This is a genomic window from Spirillospora sp. NPDC048824 (assembly GCF_043198455.1).
Lineage (GTDB): Bacteria > Actinomycetota > Actinomycetes > Streptosporangiales > Streptosporangiaceae > Spirillospora.
Genome location: NZ_JBICUS010000046.1, coordinates 1 through 8,869, shown reverse-complemented (window position 1 = coordinate 8,869; position 8,869 = coordinate 1). Strand labels below are relative to the sequence as shown.

The following is an 8,869-nucleotide window of genomic DNA, read 5'->3' as shown; positions in this document are numbered from 1 at the left end:
AACTCTGGCGGGTGAGGTGGTGGCACGAGACACTTCCTTCCCAAGTTGATCAAGGTCAACTCAGATCGGGTGTCCGTGGAACGGGGGGAAGCTCACCATCGCGATCGAGGCGCTGCGGCGGCTCGTCCACAGGAGATGCGCAAGGTCACCAAGCACAACGTCGTGCGCCGACAGAGCTTCTCCGACCGCCTGCTGGACCTGATGCGCAAGTACACCAACCAGAACCTCACCGCCGCCGAGATCATCGCCGAACTCGTCGCGATGGCCAAGGAGGTCGCCGCCGACGCCAACCGAGGCCAGCAGTTCAACCCGGCCCTCAGCAACAACGAACTCGCCTTCTACGACGCGGGCGCCGCCAAGGAAACCGTCCGCGAGCTGGTGGGCGACGACCAGCTCGCCGCCATCGCACGCGACCTCGTCAAGGCCGTCCGCCGCAACCTGTCCACCGACTGGACCACCCGCGACGACGGCCAGGCCAAGCTCCGCTCCATCATCAAGCGCCTCCTGGCGAAGCACGGCTACCCGCCCGAAGAGCAACCCGACACCATTCAGAAGGTCATCGAACAACTCGAAACCTTCGCCGACGAGTGGTCCCCCGCCGCCGACCGCTGACCAGGCAACCGAGATCCGCATCGAACTGCGCCGCGCTGAGGACGTTATGAGCGGTCGATGACCGCAAAGACGATCTTGCCGACATTGTCGGCCAGGGCGCGGATACCCCAGCAGCGGGCGTACTGGTCGACGATGAACAGGCCGCGGCCCGTCTCGCTCGTCGCGTCGGCCGCCAGCAGGTGCGGGAGGCCGCAGGCCGCGTCCTGCACCTCCATCCACAGAGCGTCGTCCTCGGTGCGACTCAACCGCAAGATCACGTCGCCGTCGGTCGCGGACGTCGCGTGTTGAAGGGCGTTGGTGACCAGCTCGCTGGCCACCAGGCACGGCACGAAGTCGTCCATGCCCCACTCCCGATGACCAACCGCACGAACCGCCGCACCTCCGCGACGACCGCAAGGTCCTGCTTCACCACCATCTCGTTCTCCGTCGCCGCCTGCCCCATGACCTCTCCTCACCGTGTGTGTTGAACAAAACACATTCAGCCATTTTCGGGGCTAGGATCGGCATGCAGCCGCAAAGTGGATCAGAGCGGTATCGGAAGATGCGTATGTGCAAGTTACCGAGAGAGGTAAGCCGCCATGGCCATACGACGTCAGCGCCCCGATGACTCCCCCGCCCTCGTCGCATTCGGCCGCCAGATGCGGCGGCTACGGGAGGCCAAAGAGATCAAGCAGGAGACGATCGCCCACCTGACCAAAGTGAGCCCCGCCCAGGTGAGCCGGATTGAGGGCGGCAAGAAGCGCGCGACGCGCACCTTCGTAGAACTCGTGGACGATTACCTGCAAGCTGGCGGCTCACTCATCAGCCTGTGGGAGGACCTGAACCGCGACGGTCACCCCGTCCCACTCTGGTTCGACTGGCCCCAGACAGAATCCGAAGCCGCCGAACTGGTCACCTGGGAACACGCCATCGTCCCGGGCCTCCTCCAAACTCCGGCCTACGCCCGCGCGTTCCTCAACTCAGAGGAAGCCGTGGAAGCCCGCATGGCGCGCCAGGCCATACTCACCGCGAAGACACGCCTCCCGCGGTGCTCACCGCGCTCCTGAGCGACAAAGTGCTCGACCACCTGGTGGGCTCACCCGAGGTGATGCGCGAGCAGATCGAGCACCTGCTCAAGCTCAGCGAACTGCCCAATGTCACCATCCAGATCGTCCGCAACAACGGGCGTCCAGCGGGCACAGGCGGGGCGTTCGTGGTGGCTACCATGGAGGACCGGAGCGAGGTCGCCTACATGGAGACGACGGTGCGAGGCATCACGACCGACAACCCCTCGGACCTCGCCAAGCTCTCCGAATCACTCCGCGAGTTGCGAGCGAGGGCCCTCCCCGAAGACATGTCCCGGGACGTGATCAGAGAGGCTTTGGAGAAATGGACCTGAGCAACGCCACCTGGCGCAAGGCAAGCCTCAGCGGCGAAAACGGCGGCAACTGCGTCGAACTGGCCGGCTTCCCCGGCGCCGTGGCGGTACGTGACAGCAAGGACCCGACGGCCCCGTCCTCCTGCTGACACGTACGGCCCTGGGCACCGCCATCCAGTCCGCCACCGAGACACGCTGACCACCCGGCACGGCTGCCCCGACCCATTGAGGGGCGGCGAGTCGTTCCAATCCCCAATCCGGACCCCACCGCACCCACTCTCCCCACCGGCACGGGCCCCTCGCGACCCCCAACTCGGATGGCCAGCAACCAGTTCGCAGACATCGTCCGGCTCGACGAGGGTTGCCCGCCCTACTCGAAAAGTACGGTATCAACACGCCGATAGGTCCTACCTATTACAAGATCATTAGCTCGTGTCGCCCACACCGACGTCCATGGGCAGTACACCTAACAACTGCCGTCAACCGGCAGTGACCGACCAAGCGACGCTCTGCCATCTCCGCTATACGTGGACGATGACGAATCACATCCTTGATTGGCGATTACGGATAAGGTCGTTCCTACTCGTCTAGGCAGCGAGTCAGACTGGGGGTCGCTTGTGACTGCACGTCATGCGCTTCTAATCGGGGTTCCTGAGTGCGACGACCACCGTTTCAGCGACATCGACCGGGTCGTGCGCAGCGATGTGCACCGCATGGAACACGCCCTTGTCCAGTCCGACTACAAGGTGCGGACGTTCGGGCTGGGCGGCGGCAAGGACGAGCCGACGTTAAACCGGGTAAAGCGGGTGATCAAACAGGCGTGCGCACAGGTCCCCCGTGACGGCTTGCTGCTGGTGTACTTTTCCGGTCATGGCGTCACCCTCGACGGCAGGGACTTCTTCGTGCCGAGCGACGCCCATGCGGACGATCCGGCTACCCTGATTCCGGTAGTTCCGGCCGACCTGAGTGGGTGCCAGGCACGGCTGGTGGTCTTCTTTGTGGACGCCTGCCGTGACCATCCCGCGCGCGAGACCGGCCCGACGGGCGGCCATATGCCCTTTCCATCCGGCGGTTCCTTTGTACTGGTCAACGGTTGTGAGGCGGGCCAGCGCTGTCATTACACCGAGACCGGCAGTGTTTTCACCCAGGCCTTGGCTCAGGTCTTGGACCGGCGCCACCACGCGCGAACACTCGGCCGGGTTGTCGACGAGGTAACACGGGAGGTGCGACGGCGGGCGGCGCGGAACGAGGATTTGCGCCAGTCGCCCGGTGTCCCGCACCCGTCGATGCTGGCCGATGCCAAAGACATCGTCATCTGCGAGGGCGACGAACTGGCGGGGGCGTGGCAGCGGGCGGCCGAGAGCGCGGACCTGTGGCAGTCCTGTCGCGAGAAGGGGGATGGCCTGGAGGCCACCCGTAGGCAGGTGCTAACCATGGTTGAGGGCTGCGCGCGAAAGTGGCGCGACGCCTACGAGGCTCTCCACTCACGGACCCGCGTGGAAGACCCGTGGTTCGACCAAAACTATCCCGTCCGTGTCTTGGAATGCGTCGCGCGGCTGCTCGGCGAGCGCCCGTGCCTCACCCCGGCGGAGGCCGCAGTGCTCGTCGCCGCCCCTTTCCTGCGTGAGGTTGTACTCGCCGAGGGGATCCGGCTGGCGGCGGGAATCCGGCCCACCGACTTCACCCGCACCTATCGGGATGGGGCCCGCACGGACCTGGAGTTGACGCACGAGGAGCATCAGCAGACGGTTCGGCGGGCCGAGGGGCTGGAGCGCCGTGGCCTGACCGACGAACGGGACGCGCTCGCGATGTGGCTGGTGCATCAGTGGCTCGCCACCCGTCAATCAGTGTGGCGGGACTCGGCTGCCCGTGCCTGCTATCAGGACGGAACACGCCTGTTGGAGCGCGATGTCCCGGGCATGGCACGCGGCGAGATCCCCAAGCTGATGGAGACGCTGCTGCGTGCCGTGGGGGCTCACCCCGCTGACTCGCTCGTCTTGGACGGCCTCGCCGCCCCGTATGTGGATGACCGGTGGAGGGCCCTGGCCTCGCTTCTGTGGCTCGGCGGCATTCTCGCCGCGGACCTGCGCCGGATGCCGTCGGTGCTCGCGGACCACATCGGGACCAGGATGGAGCTGCCACTGTCGACGGTGAAGAACACCGCAGACCAGATGCGCTGGGAGTACCGCGGCGACCAACTCGACCTGCGGATGTCCTGCCACCATCCGGCCCAGTACGCGGTGTTCGAGGACGTCGTCAAGCGTGCCGCCAAAGCCGGCGAGAGTATCGCCGGGTTGGCCCTCGATCAAGAGGTCACCGCCGCTCTGCCCGCCGGATTTTCCGACAAGAGTCTGCGGCCCGAGACTCGATCGGACAACACTCTCGCCTTTCAGACGCCGATCTCACGCTTCCGAATCGCCGAGGACAAGATCCGCGAGCTTCTGATGGGCCGTCAGCTTTACGATGACCCCTCGCTGGCGATCCGGGAGCTCTACCAGAACGCGCTTGACGCCTGCCGGTACCGCGACGTCCGACTTCAGGGTCTGCGTAGGTGGGGCAAGGCCGCGGACCCATGGAGTGGTCTGATCCAGTTCCGGCAGGACACCAATGAGGACGGCCGCGAGTTCATCGAATGTCAGGACAACGGTGTCGGAATGGACATCGCCACCCTTGAGCAGGTCTTCGCCAGTGCGGGTGAGCGCTTCGTGTACCGGGAGTCATTCCGGTCTGAGCAGGCCAGATGGCAGACGCTGACGCCAGCATTGCAGGTGTACTCCAACAGCCAGTTCGGCGTCGGCGTCTTTAGCTACTTCATGCTCGCCGACGAGATAACCGTGGTGACGCGACCGGTGGACGAAAACGGGGACCCGGCTCGGGAGGCCTATCGGGTCGACATCGCCAGCAGCGGCAGCCTCTTCCACGTCACCTCGGTGGACGACCAACTGCGCGACGGCGGCACCTGCGTTCGCCTGTACCTGTCCACCGACGAGGACGAACGCGTCTCGGCGCTCGCCACGCTGCGCAGGCTGCTGTGGGTGTCCGACTACCACGTCGAGGTCACCGTCGAGACTTCCATCGAGCGGTGGGAGCCTCGGGAGTTGCGCTACCCGGACGAGTCGGTGGTGTCGCTGAAGTTCGGTGACGACCTGTGGTGGGTGTCTGACGAGGGCGGGCTGGCCGCAGACGGCCTCCGCACCAACGAGGAGATCTTCGGCCTGATCGTCAACCTTCGCGGCGCCCGCCGCCCTCAGTTCACCGTCGACCGCATGAAGCTGCGCGAGTGGGACAAGGACTGGGTCCGCGGGCAGATTGATGCCTCGCTGCCCGACCTCCTGGAATGGCCAGGCTTGACCCTGTCGTGGCTGTGGCAGGTGGCCGAGTCCGTCCCGGAGATCGCCCAGCAGATCTTTACGTGCCTGCTGGAGCAGGATGTGCCGATTCCCATCGGCACGTCCTGGGGGCAGGACAGCAAGGTCTCGGCCAGGGATATCGGTTGTTTCCCGGAGGACCGGGACCTGTTCGACGCCACCCGGTTCTACTCCGTCGGGCGCTGGTTCAGCGCGTGGCGGGCGGGGCAGTGGGGGCCTCTGATCAGGACCAAGCCAAACATCCGCGAACTCCCGGCCTCCAGAGCCGGCGGCGGGTTCCCGATCGTCGATCCGATCGACGCCCAGATTCTCGATCAGCTGTCCCACACGCTGTGGGACACCCCCGTGCCGATCGACAGAGTGCTCGAAGCGCTCGCGCATTCGGAACAGACGATGGCCGATCGTCTCCGCCGCCTGCGCCGCTACGTCGTCACAGGCATCGGTCTGCAAGCGCTGCGCGACTGTCCGCCCATTCAGGTGACCTGGAAGAAGGAGGACGTTCCTTTGGTTCGCGCGCTCGCGGCCTGGGCTCCACCCGGCAAGCCGCCGCGCCGCTACGTGGCGGCCTGGCTCGTCAAGGCGTCCCAGGAACTCGACCGCCCGCTGGGCGAGGTGATGGCCCAGGCGAAGGCCCTCATGCCACCGAACTGGTCGCCACCTGACATCGACCTCGATCCGCTCGCGGACTACGTGTGCACCAACGCCGACGCCAACCTCCTGGCCGTTCGCCTGGACGGCGTGCCGCCGTGGATTGATGGCCCCCTCGGTCCCGCGCATCTGGTCAATGCGGCCAGCGCGCTCGGCCGCGACATTGATCAGGTCCTGGCGCTCTGCGACAAGCTCGCCCCGCTCGGCGTCACGGTGGCCGGCCGGAACCGCTACCGACGTGATTTCAGTGCTGTAGAGGTCGAGGCACTCCGGGAGGTCCACGTCATGGGCGAGCCGCTGACGACGATGCATCTCCTGGTGATCGCCGGTAGGTCGAGATGCTCAGTGCCGGAGGTATACCAGGGACTGCTCGCCCTGGAGGAGGACAATTTCCTGGTCCTGCCCGACGACACGTCGTTCCCGGACGCCGCTACCGTCCCCGACCCGAAAACGCTGCGCTTCATCGAGTACACGATGCAGAACTACCAATCCCGTCTCCAACGACCCGGCTGGAGCGCACAGCACCCCTGCCTCACGATCACGCGGTATTCGCAGGGGCGTCGTGTCTCGCATCGCCAAGCGATATCGGCCCGTGAGATCCTCCCGTTCGCACGACCCGAGGCTTCACTGACCAACGCCGAACTCGTCTTCCTCGCGGACAACATGTACTGCTCGGTCGGCGAGGCACGTGAGGCGTTGCTGCGCGCGTTTCCCGACGCGAAGGTGCCTGAGGCAACCCCCAACGTCCACGACCTGTGGCCGTCATTCGAAATCGGCTCCGCGCTCGTCAGCGACACCTACTACCCCAAGGAGCCATTGCGATGGCGAATCACCGCTCTGGGTATCGTCGAGGGCGCGATCGCGTCCGGCCGGTCCCTTGGCGATTTCTTGCGGCTGCTCATCCCCTTCCGGGAACTCGGAGCGCCTGTCCCGCAGCCGGACGAGAGCACCATGGAGCGGCTCTGCGAGATCTATCCGGACGAGTACGACGAGAGTCTGCTGACCGCATTCGACGAATATGGGGACGAGGTAGCCGTCTCGAAGTTCGATCCCTTGTTGCTGGTCCGGACGGCGGGACGGCTCGGGTGGGCACCCGCGGAGACCCATCGGCGGCTGGCGCAGCTGGCACCGACCGGGGTGACGCTGTCGTACCCGGCGGACGGCTGCCACGACGACGTGGTGCGCTGGCAGGACCTGCTGCTGCTCACCGAGCACTTCGACGGCTACGCACCCGTGATCTCCGGACGCGTCACGCCCGAGCACGTGGCGCGGGCAGCGGAGGAAACCGCGGAACCCGCCGAGTGGATTATCGAACGGTTGCGGCTGTACGCGCCGCTGTTCGAACTCGACCTGGGAAACGTCGACCCGGAGACCATCGTTGCCTGACATCGACAACCACCAAGACCGCGCCTACGCCGAAACGAGCTTTCCGATGCAGCACGGGTTCACGGTCACCGAGGCGGCCGACGGACTGAAGGTCACCGGGGTCTGCCCTGCGTGCGGCGGACGGACAAGCATGACGTTCGACTACGGCCCACCGGACGGGGTGAAGGGCCTCTTTCGCAACCGCGCCGCCGCCCCACCGCCACCGCGGGCCGTCAACGTGTACTGCGACTGCGGGCATATGCACGCCGACCGTCCGGAGGACGCCTTCGACCGGGGCTGCGGCGCCTTCTGGAAGATCGAGATGCCGTGAGCCTCGACGATAAGCGCTGGACACAAAAGGCGCAAGAACTGAAATTCACCCAGCTCGACTCTGCGCGTAGACAGGCCGAGGGATGGCGGACCGGTCTCGGCGGACTGACTGCACTGCTGAGCGCCGTGCTGATCGTCAAGGGGCGGGACAACATCACGAACCTGGCGCCGGGAGCCCGATGGACTGTAGTGCTGCTGCTCGGCCTGGCTTTGACAATGCTGGTGACTGCGACGCTGCTCGCGGTGCGCGCGGCGTCGGGACGGCCGGGCCAGGAGATCTTGCGCACCGGCGAGGCCCTTCGGGCATGGACGCGTGCGGAGATCCGGCGCATTTCCCGGGCAATCCGGGGCGCCACATGGCTCGCCACCCTGGCAGTCGTGTGCGTGGCGGTGGCGATTGGTACCACGTGGTTGGGGCCACCCGCCAAACTCGAGCCCGCTCTGGTGGACGTCCAGCATCAGGGCGGCCGAATGTGTGGCGAGTTCACCGGTGCCGACAGCCGCAACCTGTCGGTTAAGACCGCCGGACACACTGACACCGTCCTCCTATCCACCGTGGTCTCGGTGCGCCCGGTCAACAAGTGTTCCTAGGCAGACGAGCAACAATATTCAACTATCTCGATGATCCTAGCGAGCATGCTGTTCTGCCGCCGAGCCGACGTCCCAACCCCCTACGGTGAGCCAGATTCCGGTTGGCAATAGGAATTACCCTGGCGATTACAGTGAGTGCTCATATGACGAGGGGCTACCTTGGACGCCCTTTGGTGGTTGGTTACGGCAGCTGTAATTGGGGCTGTGGCCTGCGGTGATCACGTGGTGTCGGCATAGGCGTGCCATGCCTGGTGGCATTTTCGGGCTCGGTATTGGTGGCGTCGGCGCCAGGTGGACCATGCGTGGCGGTGTTCGGGATCGCGGTAGGGCTCCGGCACGATCGGTCCTCGGATGTTGCGCAGGAGTTCGGGGACGGTGATCGCGATCATGTCGGGGTCCTCGTCCGGGCCGGTGGGTTCGGTGGCTGCGGTGACGGCGAGGTAGGTGTAGGCCAGCAGGGCCAGGCAGCTCCAGCGGTGCCAGGACCTCCACCGGGTGGTCTGGCCTGAGTTGGCTCAATTGGTTAGTGCGTGGCGCGTGGGGTGTTCAGGGCGTCGAGGATCTTGCGTTGGCGGGTGGTGACGGCGGGCGGGAAGGT

9 protein-coding genes are annotated in these 8,869 nt (G+C 65.8%); 7 read left to right on the top strand and 2 right to left on the bottom strand.

Annotated elements, in window-relative coordinates:
* The first annotated feature begins 135 nt into the window (after positions 1–135).
* On the top strand, positions 136–612 hold the full coding sequence (locus ACGFIS_RS37300; protein ID WP_392973999.1) for a type I restriction enzyme endonuclease domain-containing protein: 477 nt from the start codon (positions 136–138) through the stop codon (positions 610–612).
* Between the two features lie 44 nt (positions 613–656).
* Here the strand turns inward: ACGFIS_RS37300 and ACGFIS_RS37295 are convergent, their stop codons facing one another.
* Positions 657–953 (bottom strand): ATP-binding protein, encoded by a 297-nt coding sequence (locus ACGFIS_RS37295; RefSeq protein ID WP_392973998.1) that lies wholly within the window; start codon positions 951–953, stop codon positions 657–659.
* 237 nt (positions 954–1,190) lie between these two features.
* Here ACGFIS_RS37295 and ACGFIS_RS37290 point away from each other — a divergent pair, with 237 nt between their 5' ends.
* The 6 genes from ACGFIS_RS37290 to ACGFIS_RS37265 all read left to right on the top strand — a co-directional run bounded on the left by ACGFIS_RS37290 (position 1,191) and on the right by ACGFIS_RS37265 (position 8,271).
* Positions 1,191–1,658 carry a Scr1 family TA system antitoxin-like transcriptional regulator gene (locus ACGFIS_RS37290; RefSeq protein ID WP_392973997.1) on the top strand — a complete coding sequence of 156 codons (468 nt, stop codon included), beginning with the start codon at positions 1,191–1,193 and terminating at the stop codon, positions 1,656–1,658.
* Positions 1,640–1,990: a DUF5753 domain-containing protein gene (locus tag ACGFIS_RS37285; RefSeq protein WP_392973996.1), complete on the top strand. Its 351-nt coding sequence runs from the start codon at positions 1,640–1,642 to the stop codon at positions 1,988–1,990. Before ACGFIS_RS37290 ends, ACGFIS_RS37285 begins: the two co-directional genes overlap by 19 nt.
* A complete protein-coding gene (locus ACGFIS_RS37280) occupies positions 1,981–2,118 on the top strand; it encodes a DUF397 domain-containing protein (RefSeq protein ID WP_392973995.1) in 138 nt (45 codons plus the stop codon). Before ACGFIS_RS37285 ends, ACGFIS_RS37280 begins: the two co-directional genes overlap by 10 nt.
* A 468-nt stretch (positions 2,119–2,586) precedes the next feature.
* Positions 2,587–7,371 carry a caspase family protein gene (locus ACGFIS_RS37275; RefSeq protein ID WP_392973994.1) on the top strand — a complete coding sequence of 1,595 codons (4,785 nt, stop codon included), beginning with the start codon at positions 2,587–2,589 and terminating at the stop codon, positions 7,369–7,371.
* The gene (locus tag ACGFIS_RS37270) at positions 7,364–7,681 is read left to right on the top strand and encodes a hypothetical protein (protein ID WP_392973993.1); all 318 of its coding nucleotides are present in this window, start codon (positions 7,364–7,366) and stop codon (positions 7,679–7,681) included. Before ACGFIS_RS37275 ends, ACGFIS_RS37270 begins: the two co-directional genes overlap by 8 nt.
* On the top strand, positions 7,678–8,271 hold the full coding sequence (locus ACGFIS_RS37265; protein ID WP_392973992.1) for a hypothetical protein: 594 nt from the start codon (positions 7,678–7,680) through the stop codon (positions 8,269–8,271). Before ACGFIS_RS37270 ends, ACGFIS_RS37265 begins: the two co-directional genes overlap by 4 nt.
* Positions 8,272–8,489: 218 nt before the next feature.
* On the opposite strand, the gene ACGFIS_RS37260 is transcribed toward ACGFIS_RS37265, so the two are convergent.
* Entirely contained in the window at positions 8,490–8,660 is a 171-nt protein-coding gene (locus tag ACGFIS_RS37260; protein ID WP_392973991.1) for a hypothetical protein, read from the bottom strand.
* Positions 8,661–8,869 lie beyond the last annotated feature (209 nt).

Excerpts from the sequence above, each read along its gene's own strand:
- ACGFIS_RS37260 (WP_392973991.1), bottom strand. The coding sequence starts at position 8,660 with ATGATCGCGATCACCGTCCCCGAACTCCTGCGCAACATCCGAGGACCG.
- ACGFIS_RS37280 (WP_392973995.1), top strand. The coding sequence starts at position 1,981 with ATGGACCTGAGCAACGCCACCTGGCGCAAGGCAAGCCTCAGCGGCGAA.
- ACGFIS_RS37300 (WP_392973999.1), top strand. The coding sequence starts at position 136 with ATGCGCAAGGTCACCAAGCACAACGTCGTGCGCCGACAGAGCTTCTCC.
- ACGFIS_RS37295 (WP_392973998.1), bottom strand. The coding sequence starts at position 953 with ATGGACGACTTCGTGCCGTGCCTGGTGGCCAGCGAGCTGGTCACCAAC.
- ACGFIS_RS37290 (WP_392973997.1), top strand. The coding sequence starts at position 1,191 with ATGGCCATACGACGTCAGCGCCCCGATGACTCCCCCGCCCTCGTCGCA.